This window comes from Gordonia sp. KTR9, from assembly GCF_000143885.2.
Taxonomy (GTDB): Bacteria; Actinomycetota; Actinomycetes; order Mycobacteriales; family Mycobacteriaceae; genus Gordonia.
In genome coordinates this window covers 1,985,465-2,010,791 of sequence record NC_018581.1, presented here as the reverse complement: position 1 = coordinate 2,010,791, position 25,327 = coordinate 1,985,465, and the positions used below count along the sequence as shown (strand labels likewise).

The following is a 25,327-nucleotide window of genomic DNA, read 5'->3' as shown; positions in this document are numbered from 1 at the left end:
ATCCCGAGAGCGAGAATCCCGTGAGCGAAGACTCGAAGTCCGAGCGTCCGTTCCTCACCGTCGTCGGCGGCAATCCGACCGACGAGGACCTCGCGGTGCTGGTGACCGTCCTCGCCGGTGCCGGCTCGGGCGGCGGTGACTCCGAGCCCTCGACGCGCAACGACTGGGGCCGGCCGATCGACCGGCTGCGTCCTCAGTGGGGCGGTCCGGGGAGTTTCACCAACCTGCGCTACTGACTGTGACGCCTCCATCTGAGATCGGGCCGGGTTCCTCCGGCCCGATCTTCGTCCTCGGCTCGGCCTCCCCCGCTCGGCTCCGCATCCTGCGGGCGGCGGGTGTCGAGCCGGTCGTGCGTGTGTCGGACGTCGACGAGGATGCGCTCCTCGCCTCGCTCCCCGACTCCACGCCGGCAGACGTGGTCGTCGCCGAACTGGCCCGGGCCAAGGCAGAGGCCGTCGCGGCACTTCCGGAGATCGCCGAGCTCGCCGGCTCCGGCAACCCGGTGGCGGTCATCGGCTGTGACTCGATGCTCCATCTGGGCGATCAGCTCCTGGGCAAGCCGCACACACCCGAACGCGCTGTCGCGCAGTGGTCGGACATGCGCGGCCGTAGCGCGGCCCTGCTGACCGGACACCACCTGATCCGGTTGGACCTCCCCGACACCGCCGGCGGCACCAGCTCCACGACCATCCATTTCGCCGATGCGGACGACGACGTGATCCACCGGTACGTCGCCAGCGGCGAACCGCTGCAGGTCGCCGGCGCCTTCACGCTCGACGGCCTCGGCGGCTGGCTGGTCGAACGCATCGAGGGCGACCCGTCGTCGGTCATCGGCATCGGCCTGCCGCTGGTCCGAACCCTCTTGCGAGACGTGGGCCTGTCGGTCACCGACTTCTGGCAGCACTGACCGTCACTCCACCTCGAAGAACTCCGGCCAGTACCTCTCGATGCAGTCCACGGGCTGTCCCTGGCGGTTGAACTGCGGGCCGGTGAGCCCCACCGTCAGGGCCACCGCGCGTTCGCGTGCCGATCCGTGCCCGGAGGCGCCGCCGGTGTCGCCGATGATCGGCAGCAGACTTGCGACCTGCAGGACCTCCTTGGCGCCGAGCGCATCCCGCTGATAGGCGGTCGCACCCCAGTTCGCGGCCAGGCAGTCGGCGATCAGTTCGCTGTTCTTGCCTGCCGGGAGTCGACTGTCCGGGATGTCGAAGGCCTCGGCCATCCGGAACACGATGTTGTGGCCGTACTCGTGCGCGACCACGATCGCCGCGGTGAAGTCCCCGACGATCGGCGACGGCACCCCGAAGACGTTGCCGTCCCAGATCGCCGCGAAGGTCTCGACCGGCAGGACGACGCTTCCCTCGGTCGGGGTGCCCTGGCCGTTGGGTTCGGTGTCCACACCGCAGAAGAACGCGTTCGCCTCGTCGGAGGGAATCGGTACCGGACTCGAATCCTCGTCACCGACAATGCATTCGGTGGTGAACGAGGTGCCGGATTCGATGAGGACCCGGCCGGGTGCTGGATCGCCCCAGCCGAGTTCGTCGAACCAACCGCCCCATGTCTGGTCGAGGTCGTCGAGGAGGGTCGTGAGGTACTCGGGGACCGCGGTGTCGACGTTGGCCGGGTTCACCCCGCTCGTCATGAGTTCCGCGGTCGGCGTCGGCAGCTTCGGGCAGTCGTCGGGGCGGCACTGGGCCGGGTCGCCCGGTCCGGCGGAATCCGATCCGGAGGTGTCCGGCGAGCGCGACTGCGTCGGGCTCGGCGTGGCGCTCGTCGACGCGGACGAGGCGGGAGCCTGCCCCGAATCGTCGGACGGGATCAGCGAGCATCCGCTCCCGACGGTCAGTGCCGCCACGACGGCCAAGGAGACCGCCCACCGCATCGCGAGGGGGCCGCGTCGATCGATCATTCGGCGAACCTAGCAGGCGATGACCCGTTTCACCTGCGGTTTGTCGTCTGATCGAAGCACGCTCCGGCCGATGCCCTACGCTTTATCAGCGGGACCGCAGATGGTCCGCGCGTGATCCACGCGGAACGTCCGAACAGCGAGCTGGAGAGCACCGTGAGCGTTGACACCGACCCGAATCCGGCCTTCGCCGAATACGCCCACCCCGAACGGCTGGTGACGACACAGTGGCTGTCGGCGCATCTCGGCGCCAAGGGACTCAAGATCATCGAGTCCGACGAGGATGTGTTGCTCTACGACATCGGCCACATCCCGACGGCCCAGAAGATCGACTGGCATCTGCACCTCAACGATCCGGTCACGCGTGACTACATCAACGGCGAGCAGTTCGCGGAGTTGATGCGCAGCAAGGGAATCGAGCGGGACGACACCGTCGTCATCTACGGCGACAAGAGCAACTGGTGGGCCGCCTACGCGCTGTGGGTGTTCACCTTGTTCGGTCACGAGGACGTGCGCCTCCTCGACGGCGGGCGCGATGCCTGGATGGCCGAGGACCGCGACACCTCCTTCGACGTCCCCGACTACCCCCGGTCGGACTACCCGGTCGTCGAGCGCGACGACGCCAAGATCCGCGCGTTCGCACCCCAGGTCCTGGAGGCTCTGGGCACCGAGCCGCTGGTCGACGTCCGCTCGCCGCAGGAGTACACCGGCGAGCGCACCCACATGCCGGACTACCCGGAGGAGGGCGCGTTGCGCGGCGGGCACATCCCCACCGCCATCTCGATCCCGTGGGCGAAGTCCGCGGCGCCCGACGGCCGTTTCCGCAGTCGCGCCGAGCTCGACGAGATCTATGCGGATCTCGATCCGCAGACACCCACGATCGCCTACTGCCGCATCGGCGAACGGTCGAGCCACACCTGGTTCGTGCTGACACACCTGCTGGGACACACCGCGGTCCGCAACTATGACGGCTCGTGGACCGAGTGGGGCAACGCCGTGCGGGTCCCGATCGCCGTCGGCGACGAGCCGGGCGCCGCCCCCGGCACCGAGTGAGCCCGACCGCACGATGAGTCTGCCCCCAGCCCTGGCCGAGATCGTCGACGACTTCGGCGCCCTCGGCGATTCCGACAAGATCACGCTCCTGCTCGAGTTCGCCGGCGAATTGCCGGACCTGCCGGCGCATCTCGAGCAGGATGCGATGGAACCGGTACCCGAGTGCCAGTCCCCGGTGTTCCTGTCGGTCGACGCCGGCGACCAGTCGTCGGTGCGGTTGTACTTCAGCGCTCCGCGCGAGGCGCCGACGACGCGCGGTTTCGCGGCGATCCTGCACCAGGGGCTCGACACCGCGTCAGCGCGCGAGATCCTCGGCGTGCCATCGGATTTCTACTACGACCTCGGACTCGGGAGCGCGGTGAGTCCGCTGCGTCTGAGAGGTATGGCGGGCATGCTGGGCCGGATCAAGGCCCAGGTTCGCGCCCAGGTCCCCGACCTGTCCGGGGCATGAAGTTCATCCAGATCCGCGACGAACCCATCGCTCCCGGCGGTCTCGTCGAGTGGACGCCGTATGTGCCGGGTGGGCTGGGCAACTGGGACTTCGACTCTCGTCTGACCTCGCACAACCACGAGCAGCATCTCCGCTCCGCGTTCGACTACCGGGTCCGCACCCGTCGCGAGGGTGGACGCGAGGCATGGCTCGGGTTGAGCATCGAGTTCGACGAGCCGCTGTCGATCCCGGCGATCCGGTCGGTGCTGACCCAGTGGATCGACCGGCACGAGGTGCTGCGGAGTCACGTGGTGATCAAGGGATCCGGTCTGCAGCGACTCACCACCGCGCCCGGCACGGTGAAACTCAAGATGGGCCGGGTCGGCTGGTACTCCGAATCCGGTCCCCTCGTCGAGCAGCTGGCCGGGTCGTTCGATCGTGCGACCGCGCCGCTGCACTGGCCGGCGTATCGGTTCGCGACGGTCGGTCGCGAACGGTCGTTCACCCTGCTCTTCGCCGCCGACCACTCGTTGGTGGACGGGTACTCGTTGATCATGGCGCAGCAGGAGCTGGTGTCGATGTACCGGGCGGCACGAGAGCACCGCGGCGCGAACCTGCCCGAGGTAGGCAGCTATGTCGACTTCAGCGCAGAGGAACGCCGGGACGCCGACCAGACCGGCAGCGACCACCCGGCCGTCGGCCTGTGGTCGGAGTTCCTGGCTGCCGGGAACGGAGACATGCCCGGTCTGCACACGACCGCGCCCACGGCGCCGACCGCCGACGATCCCGTCGACGACGCCTCGCAGCCTCAGGAGTCGCTGTGGGGTGTGATCGCCGACGACGCGACGGCCAATCGGTTCACCGCGATCTGCTCCGAGGCCGGCGGGACACTGACCGCCGGGGTGCTCGCGGCCTTCGCGGTGGTCCACCACGAGCTGACCGGTGATCGGAAGTTCCGCTGTGTGCTGCCGCGGCACACCCGCGACGATGCCCGCTGGCTGACCTCACTCGGCTGGTTCGTGGGGGTCGCCCCGTTCTGTGTGGACATGTCCGACTCACCGACGTTCGATCAGACCGTCGCCCGGTCGACCGCCGCGCTCAAACGCGGACGCCAGGGCGCCTCGCTGCCCTTCCTACGGGTGGCGGACCTGATCGGTCACGAGGGTGGACCCCGCTTCGTGATCTCGTTCATCGACACCCGCTACGCACCGGGGGCGGGTGCCGCCGACGCGGGGCGCGCGAAAGTGATCCGGAGTCACAGCTACTCGCCCGACGAGGTGTACATCTGGATCAACCGAACGCCGTCGGGGCTGCGGTACTCCGCCCGATTCCCCTGGGAGTCGCCGCTGCACGATCTCGGCGTCGAATCCTCGGCGACCGACGTCCCCGACCGGGGCGTCCTGGCGGGCAGCACGGCTGCCGCGCACCCGCCGTCCGGGAACGTGCTGGAGGCCCAACATGAGGGAATCATCACATTTACCGACCCGGGCGACCAACGCGATCCCCGTCCCGACATCGACGCTTCCGCTGGTCCTGTCCATGCCTACCTGCACGGTTTCGCCCAACTGATCCGCAGCCTCGGTGATGCGAGCACATTCTCTCCGGCGTTGTGACCCAGGGCTCCACCGAACGATTGCTCGGTGGGCTAGGGTATTGCCCGGAAGGTCGCGACACCTGCACCTCGAAGGTGTCGCAGCGCCCTCGCCGTCCGCATCCCGGCCGGTGACGGCGTACCACCAGACTTGACCGACGTCCGACAACCGTGTCGCGTGCGCTACCGCGTCGTGAGCACCGAGTACGAGTAAGGCCCAGGAGAACAAGTGCCCAGTACCTCTGCGAACACCCCGTCCGCAATCAGCAAGGTCCTCATCGCCAACCGCGGCGAGATCGCTGTCCGCGTGATCCGCGCCGCCCGGGATGCAGGCATCGCGAGCGTCGCCGTCTACGCCGAGCCCGACGCGAACGCGCTGTTCGTCAAGCTCGCCGACGAGGCTTTCGCACTGGGCGGGCAGACCTCGGCGGAGTCGTACCTGGTCTTCGACAAGATCCTCGACGCAGCCAAGAAGTCCGGTGCGGACGCGATCCATCCCGGCTACGGCTTCCTGTCGGAGAACGGCGACTTCGCGCAGGCCGTCATCGACGCCGGGCTCATCTGGATCGGTCCGTCACCGCAGTCGATCCGCGACCTGGGCGACAAGGTCACCGCGCGTCACATCGCACTCAAGGCCGACGCCCCGATGGCCCCTGGCACCAAGGACCCGGTGAAGAACGCCGACGAGGTCGTCGCGTTCGCCAAGGAGCACGGCGTGCCGGTCGCCATCAAGGCGGCATTCGGCGGCGGCGGACGCGGCATGAAGGTCGCGTACACCATCGAGGAGATCCCGCACCTGTTCGAGTCGGCCACCCGCGAGGCCGTTGCGGCGTTCGGTCGCGGCGAGTGCTTCGTCGAGCGCTACCTGGACAAGGCGCGCCACGTGGAGGCCCAGGTCATCGCCGACCAGCACGGCAACGTCATCGTCGCCGGCACTCGCGACTGCTCGCTGCAGCGTCGCTTCCAGAAGCTGGTCGAGGAGGCGCCCGCGCCGTTCCTCACCGCCGAGCAGCGCACCAAGATCCACGAGTCGGCCAAGGCCATCTGCCGCGAGGCCGGTTACTACGGCGCCGGCACCGTCGAGTTCCTGGTCGGCAGCGACGGACTGGTCTCGTTCCTCGAGGTCAACACCCGCCTGCAGGTCGAGCACCCGGTCACCGAGGAGACCGCGGGCATCGACCTCGTGCGTCAGCAGTTCCGCATCGCCAACGGCGAGAAGCTGGAGTTCACCGAGGACCCGACGCCGCGCGGTCACGCCTTCGAGTTCCGGATCAACGGCGAGGACGCGGGCCGCAACTTCCTGCCCGCCCCCGGACCGATCTCGGTCTACAAGGAGCCGACCGGCCCCGGCGTGCGCGTCGACTCCGGTGTCGTCGAGGGCGACGTCATCGGCGGACAGTTCGACTCGATGCTGGCCAAGCTGATCGTCACCGGCGAGACCCGCGAGCAGGCTCTCGAACGTTCGCGGCGCGCACTCGCCGAGTTCCAGGTCGAGGGCCTGGCAACGGTCATCCCGTTCCATCGGCACATCGTCTCCAACCCCGCCTTCATCGGCGACGGTGAGAAGTTCGACGTCTACACCAAGTGGATCGAGACCGATTGGGAGAACCCGATCGAGCCGTACACCGGTGGCGAGCCCATCGAAGAGGACGAGGCCGCGCCGCGGCAGAACGTCGTCGTCGAGGTCGGCGGCCGTCGCGTCGAGGTGTCGCTGCCCGGCGATCTCGCGCTCGGCGGCGGTGGCGGATCGGCCAACGGCGTCGTCCGCAAGAAGCCGAAGGCACGGTCGCGCAAGAAGGGTGGCGGCGCAGCCGTCTCCGGTGACGCCGTGGCCGCTCCCATGCAGGGCACCGTCGTCAAGGTTGCCGTCGAAGAGGGCCAGGAAGTCGCCGCCGGCGATCTGGTCGTCGTGCTCGAGGCCATGAAGATGGAGAACCCGGTCACCGCCCACAAGGACGGCGTCGTCACCGGCCTCACCATCGAGGCCGGCGCCGCGGTCACCCAGGGCACGGTACTGCTCGAGCTGAAGTAGCCCCTGTTCCCTGAGTAGCGAGCCCGCTCCTGCTCCCTGAGGTGCGAGGAGCGCAAGCGACGAGCCTCGAAGGGCCGCGAAGCTCGCAAGCCTCCCCTGCTCCCTGAGGAGCCCCGAAGCTTGCGGAGGGGCGTCACGAAGGGTCAACGCGGCACCAGGACAATGCAACCAGTCGAGATCAACGCCGGGACGTGGTATCTGCGTGCGCTTCGTGCGGACGAGCGGATCACCGACGTCCCGGCGTTGTCTCTTCTCCAGGTCGACGACCCCACCGCGTACGTCGCCGCGGCAGAGCGTGATTGGGAGTCCGAGACCCGATTCGTCTGGGCGATCTGCATCCCGACCACCGGGGAGCTCATCGCGCTGATCGGGCTCACGTCGGACGGTTCGTCCGGCCGGCTCTGGGGCGAGGCACGCGACGGTTACGACGAGGCGCTCGACGCCGCGATCGGGCCGGTGTCGCGATTCGCGGAGGGTGCGCTCGATCTGGCTGTCGAGCAACCGTTCTCGCGCGGGATCGGCTGAGTCTCGCAGAACCAGCACACGATGACGCGCATAATCTGTCGGTGCGTCATGGTTACCTGTGCAGACCGTCGAAGAAGACAAAACCCTTGACTCGAACATATGTTCGAGTACACTGGGAACATGGCGCAGGGGCGGGGGTCGATTCCCAGGGTTCGGTGGCTTCGTCACCGGACTCCGTTGAACCGCGCCTTAGCCCTGACGATGAACTTTCTGCCGCCGAACTCGTCGAGGTCCTGAATCATTGTGCGGGACTGGCTGCTTCGGCGGCGCATCGGATGATGACCGTGGCCAGCCTCATTCACGACGAACGTGCGATGGACTACGCGCAGCGACGCGCCGAGGTGCACAGCGGTGAACTCGACTCCCTCGAAGCGTTCGACGCGCTGTCGGCGCGGGTGGCCGCCGGTGAGGACCCCTACGAACAGTTCGGGCCCGACGGGCTCGAGCAGGCCATCGCCGAAGTCGGCGCCACCCTCACGGTGACCCCGGCCGAGGCCAAAGACCTCATCATGGCCGGTGACGCCCTGCGCTACCGACTGTCCTTCACCGGCCACGCCCTGGCCTGCGGACGAATCGACAAGCGCCGCTTCCTCATCGCACTCAAACGCACCGACCTGATCACCGACGCCGACGAGATGCAGACCGTCGACGCCCACCTCGCCGAGGCCATCTTCGCCCGCGCACCCATGTCCACAGCACGCTTCACCGCCATGGTCGACGCCATCGTCGCCGCGTGGGCACCCGACGCGCTCCGGCGACGCAAAGAGCGGGTGACCGCCGACCGCAACGTGTCGATCACCCCGGATCGGTTCACCCCCGGCCAATCCCGGATCTCGGGTACCTTGCCCGACGCCGACGCCGCCGAATTCAACGCCCGCCTATCCGCGATGGCCGCAGCGGTGCACCCCGGGGACCCGCGCACCCTGCCCATGCGACGCGCCGACGCCCTCAAAGCACTCGCCCGCGGCGAAGTCGCCCTGACATGCCGCTGCGCCGACTGCGACGCTGCCGCAGCCGAACCCGACACCACTGCGGGACAGGAGCTCGACGAAACCAGGGGCGACACCGACACTCCCGCCGACGCACCAGCCGTCGACGCGATCGTCGCCGAGCCGCACGAGTCGGCCGCTTCGTCGTCGCCGTCGCACGCTCCGCGCGCGACCTTCCACATCGTGGTCAACCTGTCGACGCTGATCGGCCTCGATGACGACCCCGCGTTCCTCGACCGGCACGGCATCATCGACGCCGACACCGCCCGCCGGCTGCTCGCCGAAGCCCGACGCACCTACATCCAGCCCACCCCCGCCGACCCCGACGCGCCACCGGGACCCGCCGCGAACAGTTCAGTGACCCGGTACACCCCGTCGAGAAAGCTCCAGGCGCTGGTGCGTGCGGGCGAGTTGTGCTGCACCTTCCCGGGCTGCAACGCCCCGGTGTGGCAGATCGACCTCGACCACACCGATCCGTTCGACCACACCGACCCACGTCGCGGTGGCCGCACCGAAGCGCGCAACCTCAAACCGCTGTGCCGGTTTTTCACCACCGGATCAAGACCTTCACCAGCTGGCAGGACCACCAGGACGAGTTCCTGACGGCCTGGTTCACCACACCCACCGGCCACATGTTCGTCGGCAACGCCTACAACGGACGCGACCTGTTCAACCGGCTCGCTCCCGGCCGGCCTCCCGATCACCCGGCACGCGACACACTGAACCAGATGCGCACCAACGACTTCCGACGCCAACAGCGCGCCGAGAAACGCTGGAACGACGCCAACCCGCCACCCTTCTAGGGACGGACCGGGTCAACCGGTGCGCATGAGCACGCGCACCGGTTGCCGTGGCATCCCCCGTACGCCCATCCCCGTACGCCTCAGCCCATCAACACCGACGCCGACGGGTAGCTCTCCGCGAATCCCGTCGGCAACGGTGCGATGAAGACGTTCTCGGTACGCGTGCGGGTGATCCGCCAGCGCCCGTCGCTTCTACGGAACGCGTTGTTCAGTCGACTCGATCGCAGGAGCGCCGTTCCGTCTCCGAACAGCCAGGGCTGCATGTGAATCCACTGCCCCTCCGCGTCTTCGCCGTCGACGTGGATCTGCTCCGAGGTGAGGTAGTGCGCGTTGAGCAACAGTGCGGGGTCACGCTTCTCACCCCAGAAGCGCTGAAAATGTTCGCGGATCGCCTGCTTGCCCTCCGCGCGCCCGAACTGACCGTCGTAGTACTCGCCGACGCCCTCCCACAGCGCGTCGTCGGTGTAGAGGTCGAGGATGAGCTCGATGCGCTCGGCGTCGTCGGCGACACCGGGCTCGGGACACGGGGTGTCACACAGGAACATGTACCGAGCCTGAATCCGCCGGATGTCGGCTTCGGCCTCCAGCGTCTCGATGCGGGCCACCAGAGTGGCGATCCTGGCGTCGACCTGCACATCGGTCATCGCCCGAGCACCTCCACCACCGCGCGGGCCTGCTCGATCCACGCCTGCACCTGGGCTCCGGTCACGCCCAGTGGCAGCTGTGACAACCGAAGCGTCATCGAGTAACCGCCGCGTGCGTCCCGGATCGGCAACACGATGGAGCCGACGTCGTAGGTCTGATCGCTTCGCACGTCGCGCAGGCGGTAGTCGATCGGCGACTTCCCGATGGATTCGCAGATCTCGCGTTCCTGTGACGGCGTCAACCTGCCCCGCTCATAGGATTTCGTCGCCGCCCGCATCTCCTCGTACGCGGTCGAGCCCGCATCGGGCAAGAAGGACACGAGATATCCGTGCTGCCGTACGAAGTCGAGCCGGTCGCGATGCACCTGTCGCACCTCGTCGTCGGCGTCTCGCAGTTTGGCCAGCCACCTCTCGCGGGTGTCGCCGTCCTGGTCGAACACGTACGTGTCGCCGATCGGCGGCACCATCGGGATGCGGTAGGCCAGGCCCTCCTCGCGGTCGACGCCCGGCGCGGTGGCCGACAGGACCACCGCCATCTCGTCGCGACTGACGGCGGTGAGCACGGACACCTCGCACCGCGCGGACGTGGCCAGCGCCTCGACCTGGGGACGCGCCGCGTGCGCGGCGTGGATCGTCGGCAGGATCTCGTGGTCCATCCGGGCCATCAGCGACGTCGACACGAAACTGCCATAGCCGCCCTGGAAGAAGATCAGCGGAGACACGGGGTTGGTCACCGCCAGATCCCGCACCTCGCAGAGCGCGATCCAGTGATCGCCTGCCTCGACGACGTTCCGGATGCGGGTGTCGATCCAGGCCACCGAGTCGGCCAGGACCGGATCGCCCGACGGTGACGGGAACCAGTCGATGCCGTCGAGCTTGTTCTCCCACCGCTGCGCGATCGTGAGGACGACGTCTTCCTGCTCACCCCCGAGAATGTTGATGCACAGCGACTCGCAGTCCCGCATCTTCTCGAAGGTGCGCGAGGTCTTCATCGGCATGAAGGACACCAGCGGCGGGTCCATCGACACCGAGCTGAAGGTTCCGACGACCATGGCCAGCACCGATCCGTCGTCTCCACGTCCGGTCACCACCACCACACCGGTCGGATAGTGCCCCATCACATTTCGGAAGATGCCTGGGTCGATGGCACTGAGTACGTTGTCGGACATGACTTCTCCTGTGTCGGGTCGTCGGGCAGGGTCAGGCGGCGGGGGCCTCGGCCGGCTCCTTGACGTAGCGCTTCTGCAAAGTGGCACCGAGTCGTTCCGGGCGGAGGAAGGCGATACAGAGCGCGCCGCCGACGAGGAGGACGATTCCGGTGATGGTGAAGGCCTGGTGCACGCCGTCGGCCATGTTCCCGGCCATCTCCGCGCTGGGCTTCTCGCCCTTCGGCGGCGACACGTATCCGGCGTCGGTCATGAGCCATCCGACGAGAATCGGCGAGATGACCGCGCCGAACGACGCCACACCGCCGAGGGTCGCCATCAGGATGGGCCGCTGCCGGGCGCCGACCGCGTAGCCGATCGCCGTGGCGGTCATCGGGAACGCCAGACTGCATCCGCCGGCCAGGCACAGCAGTGCCACCGCGGTGATCCCCGACGTCGCCTGGATCGCGATGAAGCACAATCCGGCCAGCACCGCGGCACACCCGAACGGAACGGCGATCGCCAGATGGGCCGAACTCCCCCGATGCATCATCCGGTGCCCGAGCGCGCCCAGTCCGAGCAGGACGAGGGCTCCGACCACCCACGGCACGGTCGTCATCGCACCGACCTCGCCGAGCGAGAGCCCGACGACGGTGCCCAGGTACTGAGGCAGCCAGGTCGTCAGGAAGCCCTGCACCCAGAAGTTCGACGCCCCGCCGATCACGGCGGACAAGAATGCCAGACTCAGCAGCGCACGCCAGATCACGACCGGCTTCTGCTCGTCGACCGCGGAGGTCGCCACCTCCTTGGTACCGGTCACCCGCTCGCCGGCGTCGGCCGCCGTCTCGTCCGGCGACGCTGCCTTCTTGGGCCGGTAGGGACCGTCGGCACCGATCGCGAACCAGGCGATCACCCACACCAGGCCGATGATGCCGAGCACACCGAACGCCCAGCGCCAACCCCACACGGCGATGACCCAGGCCAGCAGCGGTGCCGCGAAGACCGGACCCAGGGTGGATCCGGCGGCGATGAGGTTCGACGGCAGCGCGCGTCGCGTCGGCGAGAACCAGGTGTGTGCGGAGGTGAGCGACATCGCGGTGGCCGGACCCTCGGCACCGCCGAGCACGATCCGGGTCACCAGGAGAACCGCCGCACCGCCGCCGAGAAGCATCGGGAACTGCAGGACCGCCCAGGTGACGCCCATCGCGAACAGGATCCACTTCACCGAGATCTTCGATGCCAGGAATCCGGTGATGACCGAGACGACCGCGTACAGGAAGAAGAAGGCACTGCCGATGAAACCGAATTCGGTTGGGGTCAAACCGAGTTCGGGCATGGCGTCGGCCGAGACCAGACCGAGCACCGCCTTGTCGGCGAAGGCGATGATCTGGAACAGCACGAGCATGCCGGTGACGATCCATGCCCTTCTCGACATGCGGCTGAGGTCGATTCGCCGTTCGGGGGCGGCCGGCGTCGACGACGGCGTCGTCACCGCGGATTCTCTGATGGTCATTGCGTTTCCTTGGGCTGGCGGACTGAGATGACGCCTGGATTTCGAGGGCTGACACCGAAGTTATGGCCACCCGTGCCTACGGCGATACGAGGGAAATCTTTACTGTCGCCGCGATGCGCGACAGGGCAGACTGGTGCCAGAACGCGAAGGAGGAACGGTGAGCTCGGCCTACTGGAAACACCCCATCAGCGAGCAGGCGACCGCGGTGCACGAGAAGGTCGTGTCGGCGGAGGTTCTGGCGCAACAGGTTCGTGAGGAGATCATCCGCACCGACACCGAACTGCACGCCTGGGTCGAGCTGTCCCCGACCGTCGTCGACGACGCACGCCGGCAGGATGCGATGCCTGGGCGTCGGCCCCTGCGCGGTGTCTCGCTCGGCGTCAAAGACCTCATCGACGTCTCCGGGCTGCCGACCCGAGCCGGTTCCCCCATCACGTCCTCGTCACCGGCATCCTCGGATGCACCCTGTGTCAGTCGCTTTCGCGACCTCGGTGCGGTGGTCCAGGGCAAGACGGTCACGACCGAGTTCGGCTACTTCTCGCCCGGACCCACGCGTAATCCGCACCAGCACGAGCACACGCCGGGCGGGTCGTCGAGCGGATCGGCGGCCGCCGTCGGGGCCGGTGTCATCCCGGTGGCGCTCGGTACGCAGACCGCGGGTTCGCTGACGCGGCCGGCCGCCTACTGCGGTGCGGCGGGCATGGTCCTCGCGCACGGCTCGACGGACCTGTCCGGGGTCACCGGGCTCAGCGAGTCGCTGGACTCCCTGGGAATCCTCACCCGGGACATCGCCGACCTGCAGTACGTGTACTCCGCCTTCTCCGGCCGTTCGCCGATCGTCCCCGGACGTTCCACCGTCCGGACCGTGGTGGTGTGGGGCGGCAGCGACCTGCATCCGATCGACGAGGCGATGACGGGGTTGATCAACCGGTTGCCGGAACTGCTCGACGGAGCCGGCGTCGAGACCCGGGCTCTCGAGTACGACGATCACGTGCGCACCCTGGCCGACGACCACGTGACGGTCATGTCCCATGAGGCGGCCCGCACGCTGGACGACGCCGTCCGGGAACACGCGAACGCACTCGGCCCGGAACTGCGCGCACTCGTCGAAGCCGGCCGCGCGATCAGCGTCACCGATCATGCGGCCGCCCTCATCCGCCGCGACCGCTCCCGTGATCTACTCGCCGAGGCGCTCGGCGACCACACCGTGATCGTCGGTCCCGCCGCACCCGGTCCCGCACCGCACGGTCTCGCGGCAACCGGGTCACCGGTGCTGAGCCGCCCGTGGCAACTCCTCGGGTGTCCGGTCGTCGTCGTGCCCGGTGCGACAACCGACGCCGGGATGCCCCTCGGGCTACAGGTGATCGGTCTGCTCGGGCGGGAGTCGGCGCTGTTCGAGGTCGCCGCCGTGCTCGAGACCGAGCTCCGGTCGCATCCGGTCGTTCCGGCCTGAGTCCGGTTGGAAGAGAGAAGATCTGCCATGACGATCAAGCCCCGTCCGGAGACGCATCACCGGATGTTCCTCACGTGCTACGAGGACACCTTCAACTACGGCTGGCATCACGTCGACCTGTTCGTGCACGACGAGCACGGCCGCGAGGTCAACTGGGTGCACTGGACCGTCGAAGCCGATGGTCCGGAGGCCGCCGACGAATCTGTCCGGCGCGAGGAGCCCTGGCTGAACCGGACCTCGGAGTGGCGGCATCAGGTCAGTGCCGTCGGCATGAACTACTGGACGGCGGACGCGGCGTGGGTGTGACCGCGACGGTGTACGTGGTCGACGACGACCCGGAGCTCTGCGAATCGGTCGACTGGCTACTCGGCAGCATCGGGATCTCGCCGCGGATCTGCCACAGCGCCGACGACTTCCTCGCGCAGTACTCCGGGGACGCGCCCGCGTGCATCGTGCTCGATGTGCGAATGCCGACGATGAGCGGTCCGCGGTTGCAGGAGAAGCTCAACGAGTTCGCGCCGCACGTCGCCATCATCTTCGTCTCCGCGCACGGCGACATCCGGATGTCGGTGTCCACGCTGCAGGCCGGCGCGATGGACTTCCTGGAGAAGCCCTACGACCCCCAGCGACTGCTCGACGCCGTCCAGGCGGGTATGGAGAAGGCCGTCGAGCGCTTTCGCACCCACGAGCAGAAGCGGTCGGTGGAGTCGAAGGTCGCTCTCCTCACGCCCCGTGAGCGCGAGATCCTCGCGCTGGTGGTCGAGGGGTTGCCGAGCCAGAACATCGCACGCCGGCTCGAGATGAGCGTGAAGACGGTGGACGTGCACCGTGCGCGGATCAAGAGCAAGACCGACGCCGACAGCATCAGCACGCTCGTGCGGGACATCCTCCGCTTCGATGTCGAGGTGCCGACCAACTCCTGAGATCCGCCCCCCCGGCGCTCGGTTCAGTAGTAGTCGAGCACGATCTTCTCGCCGGAGGTCCGCGAGACGCACACGGCGATCACCTCTCCGGACTCTCGCTCCGCCTTGGTCAGCACGTTGTCGCGGTGCTCGGGTTCGCCGGCGAGGACCTGCATGATGCAGGTGCCGCAGATGCCCTCCTGACAGGAGGTGTCGACGTCGCAACCGTTCTCCTCGAGGACCTCGACGATGCTCCGATCGGCCGGCACGTGATACGTCTGTCCGTCGAGCTCGACGTCGAAAGCGGTGTTCTCCGACGCGTCGGGCTGGTCCGTGGCGTGGAAGTTCTCGAAGTGGACCGCGTCGGCCGGGACGAAACGTTCGGCGAGTTCCCGGACCTTGGTCATGAAGCCGTCCGGGCCGCAGACGTAGACGTGCGACTGCTGCGGTGCCGATTCCAGGGCGGTGGTCAGGATCGCTCCGTGGGCCTCGCGGCGCACGCCGACGTGGGCGTGCAGCTTCTCCGGGCAGCGCTCGCGCAGCAGCGGCAGGAACGCCGCGTCCTCGGCGGTGCGGGCGAAGTAGTGCAGCTCGAAGCTGATGCCGTGCACGTCCATGTGGCGCGCCATGCTCAGCATCGGGGTGATCCCGATCCCGGCGGCCACCAGGACGTGATGCATTGCCGCGGGGTCGATCCCGAGCAGATTCCGCGTCTCGCTGATCTGCAGCCGGTCGCCGACCCGCAGCTCGTGCAGTGCCGCCGACCCGCCCCGGGACTGGTCCTCACGCTTGACCGCCACGGCGAACGACTCCCGGCCGTCGGGGCGGCTACAGAGCGAGTACTGCCGGGTGATGGCGGTCGGCCCGACGACGTCGATGTGCGCACCCGGCGTGTACTCCCCCATCGTCGAGCCGTCGGGCCTCGACAGGTAGAAGGTCTTGATGCTCGGGGTCTCCTGGACGATCGCGGACACGACGACGTCGGTGAGGGCCATGTGTACTCCTGGTGATGGCAGATGGTTCTACAGGTGCGATCAGCGGACGAAGAGCCCACCGTTGACGTCCCAGCACGCACCCGTGACGAAGAAGGCGTTCTCGGCGGTCAGCAGGCCGACCATGTCCCCGATGAAGTCGGGGCTGCCCAGCTTGCCGACGGGGATGCCGGCGATCACGGCGTCGAGTCTGTCCGGCGGAACGGTCGCCTTCACGACGGGCAGGTCATGGGGTCCCGGTGCGATCGCGTTGACCGTGACCCCCTTCGGCGCAAGCTCTTTCGCGAAGATCTTGGTGACCGTCAGGATCGCGCCCTTCGACGTGGCGTAGTGCGCGCCGGTGGCGGTGCCGCCGTTCTGGCCCGCCAGCGAGGCCATGTTGACGATGCGGCCGAAACCCTCGTCGGCCATTGCGGCACCGAACACCTGGCAGCCGAAGAAGATGCTGTTGACGTTGGTGTTCAGCACCCGCGTGAAATCCGGCTCGTCGATGCTCATGAGATCGGCCGCCTGGGTCAGCGCGGCGTTGTTGACGACGATCGTGGGAGTGCCCCACACCGACTGCACATGTGCCAGCGCGTCGACGAAGTTCTGCCGGTGCGCGACGTCGAGGACCGCCGCCTGAGCCGTCGACCCGTCGGGCGAGAGTTCTTCGGCGATCCGTCGGGCCGGGTCGAGGGCGATGTCGGTGAGCAGGACGCGATGTCCGTCCCGATGGAGCCGGCGGGCGATGAAGGAACCCATCCCGCCGGCGGCGCCGGTGACGACCGCGATCCCCTTGGTGGTCGAGCTCATGTCCACGCCCCCGTTCACACGAGGTATCCCGAGGCGCTGACCGCGTCCTCGCTGTCGATGAGGCGGGCCACCTTCAGGCTGATCCGGTCGTTCCCGTCCGGTCCGAGTGAGATGGTGTGGGTGAGCTCGGCGCCGATCGTGGAGAAGGCATCGCGCTTGAACGCGTTGAGGATCTGCGCCGAGCGCAGGATGACGGTGTCCTCGCTCACGTCGGACACCGTGAAGCGCGAGATGACTCGAACCGTACGAGCCGCGGCCACCGCCGACGGTGCGTACCCCTGCATCATCCGCTCGACGCGCAGCCGCCGCATCCGCTTGTCGTCGTACACCATGTTCAGCGACGAGTCGAAGTCGTCGGTGTCGGGATCGATCGGGATGACGTAATGCGCGTCGTCGGTGTAGAGGGCCTCCCACGCCGGATAGTCCTTGGCGTCGAGGAGTTCGGCCTCCTTCCACACGAGCGCGATCGCGCGCAGGACACGCGGGTCGTTGAAGGTGTGCAGTTCAGTCATCGCTCATCATCCTCTTCCACATGCCGTAGGACTCGCGCATCCCGGTTTCGTCGGTGACATGCGAAGTGGGCCAGCCCTCTTCGGTCGTGAACTCGCGGTTCTCCCCGCGGTTGACCAGGATCGGCATGTTCGGGTTGCCCCCGGCGCCTATCTGCACCCGGTCCCATCCCTCCGCGTCGTCGGGGCTACCGAACCCGAAGGGGCCCTGGAAGTGTTCGTGGATGCGCAGGCGTTCCCGGTTGATGCTCTCCGGACCGCCTTCCATACCGATGGCCATGTGCCACACCTCGGTGACGTCGACGCTGATCGGGATGAGCACCCGGAAGAACGACGACGACATGGCGATGTTCGGGAACATGTTGAGGTTGAACCCGCAACCGTGCATCGAACGCATGTAGCGACGGATGCGTTCGGGACTCTCCCCCGCCTCGGCCAGTTCGTCGACCAGGTGCTGGAACCGCGGCTGGATCTCCTCGCTGCCGTCGTCGACGTCGAGGTCGGCGTGCGCGGCCGCCATGATCGCGACGCTGTGCCCGTTGCCGAGGGCATGCGTCTGCGCGGCCGGATCGTCCATGAACGACATCATGTTCGCGGTCTCGGCGTCGACGGAGGCCATCCACGACTTGTGCACCATCGGGAAGTGGTAACCGTCGGTGGTGTTCTCGAGCTGGATCTTCCAGTTGCCCTTGAAGCGGAACTTGTGGCTGCCGAGCACCTTGGTGGGAAATCCGTTGGACTGCTTGAGGAATCGCTCCATCCAGATCTTGGCGTCACCGAGGTGATCCTCGAGCGGCTCGATCTCGTGGTTGAACGTCGCGAAGATCATGCCGAGGTAGCTCTCGGTGCGCAACTTCTGCAGCGGGAAGTCGTTCTTCTCGACGACGCCCTCGTACCCGTCCGGGTACGGGATACCACGGAGCCGGCCGTCGAGGGTGTACGACCAATTGTGGTACGGGCAGGTGAACCCGTTGGCCTTGCCGCTGCGCTGGTCGCAGACCGTCGCACCGCGATGCCGACACCTGTTGAGCAGGGTGTTGAAGTTGCCCTTGCGATCCCGGGTCACGATGACCGGTTGGTCACCGACCTGCGTCGTCTTGAACGAACCTGCCTCGGGGACCTCGCTCTCGTGCGCGACCCACACCCAGGTGCGGTAGAAGATCTTGCGCATCTCCTCGGCGAAGATCTCGGGATCGGTGTAGAGCTGACCGGCGACGCGGTCTTTCTCGGCGAGGTCCGCGAAGCCGCGGGTCGGCCTCTCGATGGTGGTCATCGATAATCCTTCGTGTGGTCGGGATGGTCGGGATCGGTTGTCGCGCAGGAGGCGGTGCTCACGAGGCGACGTCGTCGCGGATGGTGAGAGCCCGACCCATCCTCGCCTCGACCTTGAAGTACTTCCAGAGGGCGTATTCGCCGACCATGGTGGTGCGCAACAGGTTGCAGGCCGCCTTGACGGTCGGCTGGTCGCGTACGTCGGCGAGGACGTAGAAGGTCCACGGCCAGCCCTCGGACGGCCCGACCATGTGGGCATCGTCGTCGAAGGTCCCGATGATCTCGACGCCGTCGAGGTTCTTGAGACCGGAGAGGAATTCCATCGTCGCCTTCCACACCGGACCGATGTCGGCCTTGGGCAGGTCGAAGAAGTTCTGGTTGTTCCCCACGCAGAACAGCGTGCGCAACGGTTCGTCGGTCATGGGCGGTGCACTCCTTGCGGGTGGTGATGTCGGCGGTCGTGATGTCCGGGCTGATGTCGGGTGTGTCAGGGAAAGCTGGGGATTCCGGCCTCGAGGCCGAGGAGCAGGGCACCGGCGGCCTCGTAGGTGTTGGTCTGCAACATGGCGTGCTGCGCGGGTACGAGGGCGTCCTGCAGGTACCGCTGGAGCGGATGGGTCTCGTAGATGGCGCCGGTCCCGGCGAGATCGAAGACCTGCAGCACCACGCTGCGCCCGACATGCGCCGCGTGTGTGGCACTCAGCCGCAGCAACGCTTGATCGTCGGTCGAGATGTGCGCTCCGGCGACGGCCTTGGCCCACACCTGGTCGGTGCTGTCGTAGAAGAACGCTCGCGCCGAACGTAATTCGGCCTCGGCGACCGCGAGGCCGCTCTTGTATGCCGGGCGGTTTCCCTTGCTGGCTCCCCCGGTGATCGAGGTCCGCGCCGCACCGACCTCGATCGCATAGTCGAGTGCACCCCGGGCCGCACCGAGGGTCACCACCGCCAGCACCTGGGCGGCGTACGCCAGCGCCGGGTAGCGGGTCAGCGGTTCGTCGATCTGGGGCGCGCCGCCCCGCACGAAGGTCATCTCCTCCGGCACGAACACGCGATCGGCGCGGACCGCGTGTGAACCCGTCGCCTTCATCCCGGCGACATCCCAGTTCTCGACGATCTCCACGTCGGCCGGATCGACCAGTGCCGTCAGCGGTTTGCCGCCGGTCTCGGGTCCGCCGGCCAGGCCGATGCCGATGAGGTCGGCACCGCGGCATCCGCTCGCGAATTGCCAGACCCCGGTACACAGGTAGCCCCCGTCGACCTTCTGTGCCTCCTGCATCGGGAACAGTCCGCCCGCATACGCGATGTCGGGTCCGTGCGCGTAGATCTTCCGTTGCGTCTCGGCGGGCAGTGCGGCGAAGTACACCAGCGACGATCCGAAGCTGGACACCCACCCGGTGGCGGGGTCGACAGCGGAGATGCGCTCGACGAGCGACATGAAATCGGACGGCGCCATCGGCTCACCCCCGAACACCGCCGGCGTCGACGCCCGGTACATGCCGGCGCGCTTCAGCAACGCGATGTAGTCACCGGGGACGTACCGCTGCGAGTTGAACTCGTCCCGACGATCCCGGAGCACGTCGAGCGCATGATCGAAGGCTGCATCACGCGCCGCCCCCGCCGGTTCGGCACACACCCGTTCGGTCAGGCTCTCCGCGGTCATCATTGTCTCCGTTCGGAATCGACTCTCGATCTCGAGTCCGACACTATGGACGCGGGACCCGGCGCGGTATCGGGATTTCCCGCGTCGCGGGTAAGCAATTCCTTACTTGCGTGTCCTCACCTGCATGGCATCGTGGCGGGGGCGAAGGTCGAACTCGACGAAGGTGAGGTGATGGCGATGTTCCCCGCTCGTCGGGACTTCGAGCAGATGATCCTCAACACCGGTACCGGGATCCTGATCCACGAGGCGAGTTCGAAGAACATCCTGTGGGCGAATCCGGCCGCCTGCCGCATCTTCGGTTTCACGCTCGAAGAGCTCAAGCCGCTCAAGGCGCACCACATGAGCGCGCAGGAACGCCAGTATCGCCGCGAGGTCGGGGTGGCGTGGCTCCAGTCGGCGGTGGTCCACGGGTCGAGCCGCAAACAGTGGAAGTACCGCGCGAAGGACGGCACCGAATTCCTCACCGATGCGCGCGCGACTCTCGTGCGCTGCGAGGACGGGCCGGTCGTGATGGTCGAGTTCCGCAACATCTCCGACGAGGTCGAGTTGCAGGAAGAACTCACGTGGGTGTCGGAGTCGTTGCAGCGCATCATGACCCACACCTCGGCCGGCATCGTCGTGCTCGACGACGACAACTGCATCGACGACATCTCACCGCTGGCCGCGAAGCTGTTCGGTCGCACCCCCGCGGAGTTGTCGGGGGTCCATCTGGAAGACCTCGGACGATGCGAACCCCGACTGACCAGTGACCCCGTCGTCGAACGCCTGGCGGACGGTGGGGGTTCGGTGGAGATCCAGCAGGAGATCATCAAGGACGACGGCAGCACCGTGTGGCTGGCCGGCGAACTCGAGATCGTCGCCCATGACGGCATCCGGTCGCGGGTCCTGACCGTCCGCGACGTGACCGACCGGGTCGAATGGGAGCGACGCAACGCCTACCAGGAAGCCAATCTCCAGTACCTGAGCCGCTATCACGCGATGGGCGACATGGCGATGATCCTGGCCCATGAGCTCGGTCAGCCGCTCGCGGCGTCGACCAACTATCTCACCGGCCTGAAGGCGCGCGTGTCCGCCGAGACGGTCGATGCACGGAGCCTCGCCTACGGGATCGACCAGATCGAGAAACAGCTGCACCGCGCCGCCGACATCGTCGCGTCCGTGAAGCGCTACGTACGACGCATCGAGAGCACGGCGACCCTGATGGACCTCAACGAGACCGTCGAGGAGAGCTTGTACTTCGTGCGATTGCGCGCGGCCGAGCAGGGGGTCCGGGTGTATGCCGAGACCCTCGACCGCGACCTGCCGATCCAGGGCGAGAACGTGCTCATCGGTCAGGTCATCATCAACCTCTGCGTCAACGCACTCGACGAGATCGTGCGGCCGACGACCGAGGTGAAAGAGCTGACGATCCAGACCGGCGAGGCCGACGGACAGGCCTCGGTGTGGATCCGCGACCAGGGCCGCGGCATGACGGGCGCACCCGCCGACCGGCTCGCGTCGGGTGCGTTCTCCGCCAAACAGGACGGCTCGGGGATCGGGCTGATCATCTCCGAGCACATCGTGGAACGGCACGGCGGCACGATCAGTTACCTGCCGAACGAACCGTCCGGGACCGCGGTCCGCGTGACGTTCCCGCTCGCGCCGGCGCCCTGACCCGACCCCGCACGGCTGTTAGCCTGCGACCATGCCGGAGCCGCCGCCGTTCAGTCCCACCGTCATGTTGCTCACGGTGGGCCGCGTCTGGGAGGCCGAGCTGACGACGGCGCTGAAACCGCTCGGTCTCACCCCGCGGAAGTACGGTCTCCTGGGCCACATCCGGGGCACGCCGGGGATCTCGTTCAGCGAGCTCGCGCGCCGTTCTCGGATCACGGTGCAGAGCGCGCACACGGCGGTCTCGGGATTCGTCGACGCCGGGCTCGTCGACGACCGGACCGCGCACGCCGGCACCGCATCGACGCTGGGGATCACCGCCGCCGGCGAGGACCTTCTCGCACAGGCCGCCGAGCGGGTCACCCGCCTCGACGCCGAGTTCACCGCCCGCCACCCCGAGCTCACCGCGGCCCTCGCCGCACACTTCGAGTCGGTGTCCCGTACCTTCAGTTAGACTGAAGGTTATGAAGGTCCGTCACTATCTCCGGCGCCCGCCCGCCGTGCCCGCCTCCGACGCCGTGCGCCTCGTCGCCGAGGGTGCGGTGATCGTGGACGTGCGTCGCGACTTCGAATGGAACCGCGTCCACATCCCGGGAGCGGTACACATGCCGCTCGAGGTCCTGCCCGAGCGCTGCATCGAGCTACCCGAGGACAGGCTCCTCATCGCGTTCTGCACCGGCGGAATCAGATCCGCCGGTGCGGCGAACCTCCTCGTGGAGAACGGCTTCGACGCCACGAACATGAGCGGCGGCCTCATCGGCTGGCGGGCCGCCGGCGGCGCGCTATCCGAGTGAGTCGACGCCCTAAGCGTTCGCGAACGAGTCCAGACTGCTCGTCGCGTCGATGTACTCGGTGACCCACCGTTCGATCACCGCGGAGGTCTTCTCGACCTTGCGGAACTGACCGACCACCTGCCCGACGGGATTGAAGGCGACGTCGATGCTCTCGTCGGGGTACTTGTGGGTCGCGGCCACCGCCATGCCGGACACCATGTACTGCAGCGGCATCCCCAACGGATCGGGATTGTTGGGGTCCTCCCAGGCCTCGGTCCAGTCGTTGCGCAGCATCCGGCACGGCTTTCCGGTGAACGACCGGCTCCGCACGGTGTCCCGGCTCGACGCCTCGATGTAGGTCTGCTGCTGGACCGGGGTGTTCTCGGCCTCCTCGACCATGAGCCACTGCGATCCGGTCCAGGCGCCTTGCGCACCCAGGGCCAGCGCGGCCGCGATCTGTTCGCCGCTGCCGATGCCCCCGGCGGCCAGAACCGGCACCGGCGCAACCTCTTTGACCACCTGCGGCCACAGCACGATGGAACCCACCTCGCCGCAGTGACCACCACCTTCGCCACCCTGGGCGATGATGATGTCGACGCCCGCGTCGGCGTGCTTGCGCGCCTGCTTCGGCGATCCGCACAGGGCGGCCACCTTGCGGCCCGCGGACTGGATCTTCTCGATCATGTCCGCGGGAGGCGTCCCGAGGGCGTTCGCGATCAGGGTGACCTTGGGATGCTGTAACGCGATCTCGACCTGCGGGGTGGCGGTGGCCTCGGTCCAGCCGAGGAGCTGCAGGGAGTTGTCGCTGTCCTCGTTGAGTGGCACCCCGTGGTCACGCAGGAGCTTGCGACCGAAGTCGAGGGTCTCCGCGGGAACCATCGACTGCAGCATCGCGGCCAGGTCTTCGCCCGACATGTTCGAGTCCATGCCCTCGTACTTGTTCGGGATGACGATGTCGACGCCGTAGGGGCGGTCGCCGATGTGCTCGTCGATCCAGTTCAGCTCGACCTCGAGTTCCTCGGGCGTGAAGCCGACCGCGCCGAGCACGCCGAACCCGCCGGCCTTGCTCACCGCGACCACGACGTCGCGGCAGTGGGTGAACGCGAAGATCGGGAACTCGACACCGAGCTCGTCGCAGATCGGAGTGTGCATGGAGGACTCCTCGCCCTGTCAGAATTAGAACGTGTTCTACTCTGGATACCAGGCGCGCGGGTCACGGACAAGCGTTCGAGGGCAACTCGGGCTGCTCCCGGCGCCGGGAGCGAAGCGAGCGGGCCGAATCAACCCGGCGCCGGGAGCGAAACGAGCGGGCCGAATCAACCCGGCGCCGGGAGCGAAGCGAGCGGGCCTAATCGACCCGGTCACCCCCCGTAGGGCTGCCTCGCCGTCTCCGGGTCGCCGTAGGTGATCGCGCGCTCCCGCCGACTGTCGGTGAGCAGTGTTGCACCCCAGGTCATCACGGTGCCCATACGGTTGCGCACACCCGCCAGGAAGGCGATGTGGATGACGCCCCACGCGACCCAGCCGAGGAACCCCGACAACTGGAGCGGCCCCGACTGCACGATCGCGTGACGGCGCGCGATGTAGGCGGCCGTGCCGAGATCGCGGTATTTGAACGGGGACCGGTCGGCCTGGCCCGCAACGGTTTCGGCGATCACGGACCCGGCATGACGGCCGCCCTGCATGGCCACCTCGGCAACCCCGGCGAGGTCGCGGTAGGAGCTCATGTCACCGCAGACGAAGACGTCGGGGTGGCCCGGGACCGACAGGTCGGGCTCCACCGGTATCCGCCCCCCGCGGTCCTGTTCGACACCGAGCGCCTGGGCGAGTGTGGTGGCGAACGGGACGGCCTCGACACCGGTCGTCCACAGGGTCGTCCGTGCGGGATAGGTCTGTTTGCTGCCGTCGGCCTTGCGGGTCGTCTCGACGAAGTCCTCCCCCACACCGGTCACATGCACACCGAGGTGGGTCTCGACCCCGAGATCGTCGAGGGTGCGCTGGGCACTGGCCGAGAGTCTGGAGGAGAACGACGGCAGTACCCGATCACCGCCGTGGAGCAGCAGCACCCGCGCCTGGGCCGGATCGATCGCGTCGAACTCCCGCTCGAGGGCGAGCGTCGCGACCTCCCGGATCTGTCCCGCGAGCTCGACCCCGGTGGGGCCGCCACCCGCCACCGCGAAGGTGAGCCAGGACCGCTGCTCCTCCGGGTCGGTGATCGTCTCGGCCATCTCGAACGCGGCCATGATCTTGCGCCGGATCGACAGCGCGTCGTCGAGGGTCTTCATCCCCGGCGCGTGGGCGGCGAAGTCCTCGTTGCCGCGATAGGCGGTGCGCATCCCGGCGGCGACGACGAGGTAGTCGTACGAGAGGTGGAACGACGACCCGTCGATGCGGTCGACGGTCAGCTCGCGGGCGTCGACGTCGATGCCCGAAGCCTCACCGAGTACCACGTCGAGGTTCTTGTGTCTGCGGGTCAGATGACGAACCGGGCTGGAGATCGCGCCTTCCGACAGCAGACCGGTGGCGCACTGATACAGCAGTGGCTGGAACAGGTGGCTCGTTCCGCGGTCGACGATGGTGACATCCACCGGCTCGTTCTTGAGCCGACGGACGCAGTGCATGCCCGCGAATCCGGCGCCGATGACGACAACTCTGGGTCTCGAGGTGGCCATTGCGCCGATTCTTCCAGA

Annotated in this window: 25 protein-coding genes and 1 pseudogene; 14 read left to right on the top strand and 12 right to left on the bottom strand. The window is 67.7% G+C overall.

Going from position 1 to position 25,327, the window contains the following annotated elements:
* The first annotated feature begins 20 nt into the window (after positions 1 to 20).
* A complete protein-coding gene (locus tag KTR9_RS09945; protein WP_148281176.1) occupies positions 21 to 236 on the top strand; it encodes an acyl-CoA carboxylase subunit epsilon in 216 nt (71 codons plus the stop codon).
* Between the two features lie 2 nt (positions 237 to 238).
* Positions 239 to 907 (top strand): Maf family protein, encoded by a 669-nt coding sequence (locus tag KTR9_RS09940; RefSeq protein ID WP_014926278.1) that lies wholly within the window; start codon positions 239 to 241, stop codon positions 905 to 907.
* Between the two features lie 3 nt (positions 908 to 910).
* Here KTR9_RS09940 and KTR9_RS09935 read toward each other — a convergent pair whose 3' ends face one another.
* Positions 911 to 1,909 (bottom strand): metalloprotease, encoded by a 999-nt coding sequence (locus tag KTR9_RS09935; RefSeq protein ID WP_014926277.1) that lies wholly within the window; start codon positions 1,907 to 1,909, stop codon positions 911 to 913.
* A gap of 153 nt (positions 1,910 to 2,062) precedes the next feature.
* Here KTR9_RS09935 and KTR9_RS09925 point away from each other — a divergent pair, with 153 nt between their 5' ends.
* The 6 genes and pseudogenes from KTR9_RS09925 (at position 2,063) to KTR9_RS09900 (ending at position 9,329) form a co-directional block, all read left to right on the top strand.
* Positions 2,063 to 2,959 carry a sulfurtransferase gene (locus tag KTR9_RS09925; RefSeq protein WP_014926276.1) on the top strand — a complete coding sequence of 299 codons (897 nt, stop codon included), beginning with the start codon at positions 2,063 to 2,065 and terminating at the stop codon, positions 2,957 to 2,959.
* A gap of 13 nt (positions 2,960 to 2,972) precedes the next feature.
* Positions 2,973 to 3,410: a SufE family protein gene (locus KTR9_RS09920; protein WP_014926275.1), complete on the top strand. Its 438-nt coding sequence runs from the start codon at positions 2,973 to 2,975 to the stop codon at positions 3,408 to 3,410.
* Entirely contained in the window at positions 3,407 to 5,002 is a 1,596-nt protein-coding gene (locus tag KTR9_RS09915) for a condensation domain-containing protein (RefSeq protein WP_014926274.1), read from the top strand. The genes KTR9_RS09920 and KTR9_RS09915 overlap by 4 nt, the downstream gene beginning before the upstream one ends.
* Positions 5,003 to 5,209: 207 nt before the next feature.
* Positions 5,210 to 7,012, top strand: a complete 1,803-nt coding sequence (locus KTR9_RS09910) for an acetyl/propionyl/methylcrotonyl-CoA carboxylase subunit alpha (RefSeq protein ID WP_014926273.1) — start codon at positions 5,210 to 5,212, stop codon at positions 7,010 to 7,012.
* Between the two features lie 162 nt (positions 7,013 to 7,174).
* Positions 7,175 to 7,537, top strand: coding sequence for a hypothetical protein (locus KTR9_RS09905; protein WP_014926272.1), 363 nt, complete (start codon positions 7,175 to 7,177; stop codon positions 7,535 to 7,537).
* Positions 7,538 to 7,692: 155 nt separating this feature from the next.
* A pseudogene (locus KTR9_RS09900) lies at positions 7,693 to 9,329 on the top strand (DUF222 domain-containing protein).
* 80 nt (positions 9,330 to 9,409) lie between these two features.
* Here KTR9_RS09900 and KTR9_RS09895 read toward each other — a convergent pair.
* From KTR9_RS09895 to KTR9_RS09885, 3 genes are read right to left on the bottom strand one after another with little or no spacing between them, the layout of a single operon-like run.
* Positions 9,410 to 9,973 (bottom strand): nuclear transport factor 2 family protein, encoded by a 564-nt coding sequence (locus tag KTR9_RS09895; protein WP_014926270.1) that lies wholly within the window; start codon positions 9,971 to 9,973, stop codon positions 9,410 to 9,412.
* Positions 9,970 to 11,142: a flavin reductase family protein gene (locus KTR9_RS09890; RefSeq protein ID WP_014926269.1), complete on the bottom strand. Its 1,173-nt coding sequence runs from the start codon at positions 11,140 to 11,142 to the stop codon at positions 9,970 to 9,972. The genes KTR9_RS09895 and KTR9_RS09890 overlap by 4 nt, the downstream gene beginning before the upstream one ends.
* A 31-nt stretch (positions 11,143 to 11,173) precedes the next feature.
* Complete coding sequence (locus tag KTR9_RS09885) at positions 11,174 to 12,631, bottom strand: MFS transporter (RefSeq protein WP_014926268.1); 1,458 nt, start codon at positions 12,629 to 12,631, stop codon at positions 11,174 to 11,176.
* Between the two features lie 157 nt (positions 12,632 to 12,788).
* On the opposite strand from KTR9_RS09885, the gene KTR9_RS09880 reads away from it, so the two are divergent.
* Genes KTR9_RS09880 through KTR9_RS09870 form a run of 3 tightly spaced genes read left to right on the top strand, consistent with a single transcriptional unit; the run spans position 12,789 to position 15,007 of the window.
* A complete protein-coding gene (locus KTR9_RS09880) occupies positions 12,789 to 14,084 on the top strand; it encodes an amidase (RefSeq protein ID WP_014926267.1) in 1,296 nt (431 codons plus the stop codon).
* Positions 14,085 to 14,111: 27 nt separating this feature from the next.
* Positions 14,112 to 14,390 carry a hypothetical protein gene (locus KTR9_RS09875; protein ID WP_004572205.1) on the top strand — a complete coding sequence of 93 codons (279 nt, stop codon included), beginning with the start codon at positions 14,112 to 14,114 and terminating at the stop codon, positions 14,388 to 14,390.
* The gene (locus KTR9_RS09870; RefSeq protein ID WP_014926266.1) at positions 14,387 to 15,007 is read left to right on the top strand and encodes a response regulator transcription factor; all 621 of its coding nucleotides are present in this window, start codon (positions 14,387 to 14,389) and stop codon (positions 15,005 to 15,007) included. Before KTR9_RS09875 ends, KTR9_RS09870 begins: the two co-directional genes overlap by 4 nt.
* A gap of 23 nt (positions 15,008 to 15,030) precedes the next feature.
* Here the strand turns inward: KTR9_RS09870 and KTR9_RS09865 are convergent, their stop codons facing one another.
* From KTR9_RS09865 to KTR9_RS09840, 6 genes are all read right to left on the bottom strand, one after another.
* Entirely contained in the window at positions 15,031 to 15,981 is a 951-nt protein-coding gene (locus KTR9_RS09865) for a PDR/VanB family oxidoreductase (protein WP_014926265.1), read from the bottom strand.
* Between the two features lie 39 nt (positions 15,982 to 16,020).
* Positions 16,021 to 16,773, bottom strand: coding sequence for an SDR family NAD(P)-dependent oxidoreductase (locus tag KTR9_RS09860; RefSeq protein WP_035717128.1), 753 nt, complete (start codon positions 16,771 to 16,773; stop codon positions 16,021 to 16,023).
* A gap of 14 nt (positions 16,774 to 16,787) precedes the next feature.
* Positions 16,788 to 17,285: an aromatic-ring-hydroxylating dioxygenase subunit beta gene (locus KTR9_RS09855; protein WP_010841962.1), complete on the bottom strand. Its 498-nt coding sequence runs from the start codon at positions 17,283 to 17,285 to the stop codon at positions 16,788 to 16,790.
* The gene (locus KTR9_RS09850) at positions 17,278 to 18,555 is read right to left on the bottom strand and encodes an aromatic ring-hydroxylating oxygenase subunit alpha (RefSeq protein WP_014926264.1); all 1,278 of its coding nucleotides are present in this window, start codon (positions 18,553 to 18,555) and stop codon (positions 17,278 to 17,280) included. Before KTR9_RS09850 ends, KTR9_RS09855 begins: the two co-directional genes overlap by 8 nt.
* A 58-nt stretch (positions 18,556 to 18,613) precedes the next feature.
* Positions 18,614 to 18,976 carry a hypothetical protein gene (locus KTR9_RS09845; protein WP_014926263.1) on the bottom strand — a complete coding sequence of 121 codons (363 nt, stop codon included), beginning with the start codon at positions 18,974 to 18,976 and terminating at the stop codon, positions 18,614 to 18,616.
* A gap of 65 nt (positions 18,977 to 19,041) precedes the next feature.
* The gene (locus KTR9_RS09840; RefSeq protein WP_010841959.1) at positions 19,042 to 20,217 is read right to left on the bottom strand and encodes an acyl-CoA dehydrogenase; all 1,176 of its coding nucleotides are present in this window, start codon (positions 20,215 to 20,217) and stop codon (positions 19,042 to 19,044) included.
* 174 nt (positions 20,218 to 20,391) lie between these two features.
* Here KTR9_RS09840 and KTR9_RS09835 point away from each other — a divergent pair, with 174 nt between their 5' ends.
* The 3 genes from KTR9_RS09835 to KTR9_RS09825 are packed head-to-tail and all read left to right on the top strand — an operon-like array spanning position 20,392 to position 22,658.
* Positions 20,392 to 21,867, top strand: coding sequence for a PAS domain S-box protein (locus KTR9_RS09835; RefSeq protein WP_044507830.1), 1,476 nt, complete (start codon positions 20,392 to 20,394; stop codon positions 21,865 to 21,867).
* Positions 21,868 to 21,898: 31 nt separating this feature from the next.
* Entirely contained in the window at positions 21,899 to 22,318 is a 420-nt protein-coding gene (locus KTR9_RS09830) for a MarR family winged helix-turn-helix transcriptional regulator (RefSeq protein WP_044506391.1), read from the top strand.
* Positions 22,319 to 22,328: 10 nt separating this feature from the next.
* Complete coding sequence (locus tag KTR9_RS09825) at positions 22,329 to 22,658, top strand: rhodanese-like domain-containing protein (protein ID WP_010841956.1); 330 nt, start codon at positions 22,329 to 22,331, stop codon at positions 22,656 to 22,658.
* Positions 22,659 to 22,667: 9 nt separating this feature from the next.
* On the opposite strand, the gene KTR9_RS09820 is transcribed toward KTR9_RS09825, so the two are convergent.
* On the bottom strand, positions 22,668 to 23,789 hold the full coding sequence (locus KTR9_RS09820; protein WP_014926260.1) for a nitronate monooxygenase: 1,122 nt from the start codon (positions 23,787 to 23,789) through the stop codon (positions 22,668 to 22,670).
* 209 nt (positions 23,790 to 23,998) lie between these two features.
* A complete protein-coding gene (locus tag KTR9_RS09815) occupies positions 23,999 to 25,309 on the bottom strand; it encodes an NAD(P)/FAD-dependent oxidoreductase (RefSeq protein ID WP_014926259.1) in 1,311 nt (436 codons plus the stop codon).
* Positions 25,310 to 25,327: the final 18 nt, after the last annotated feature.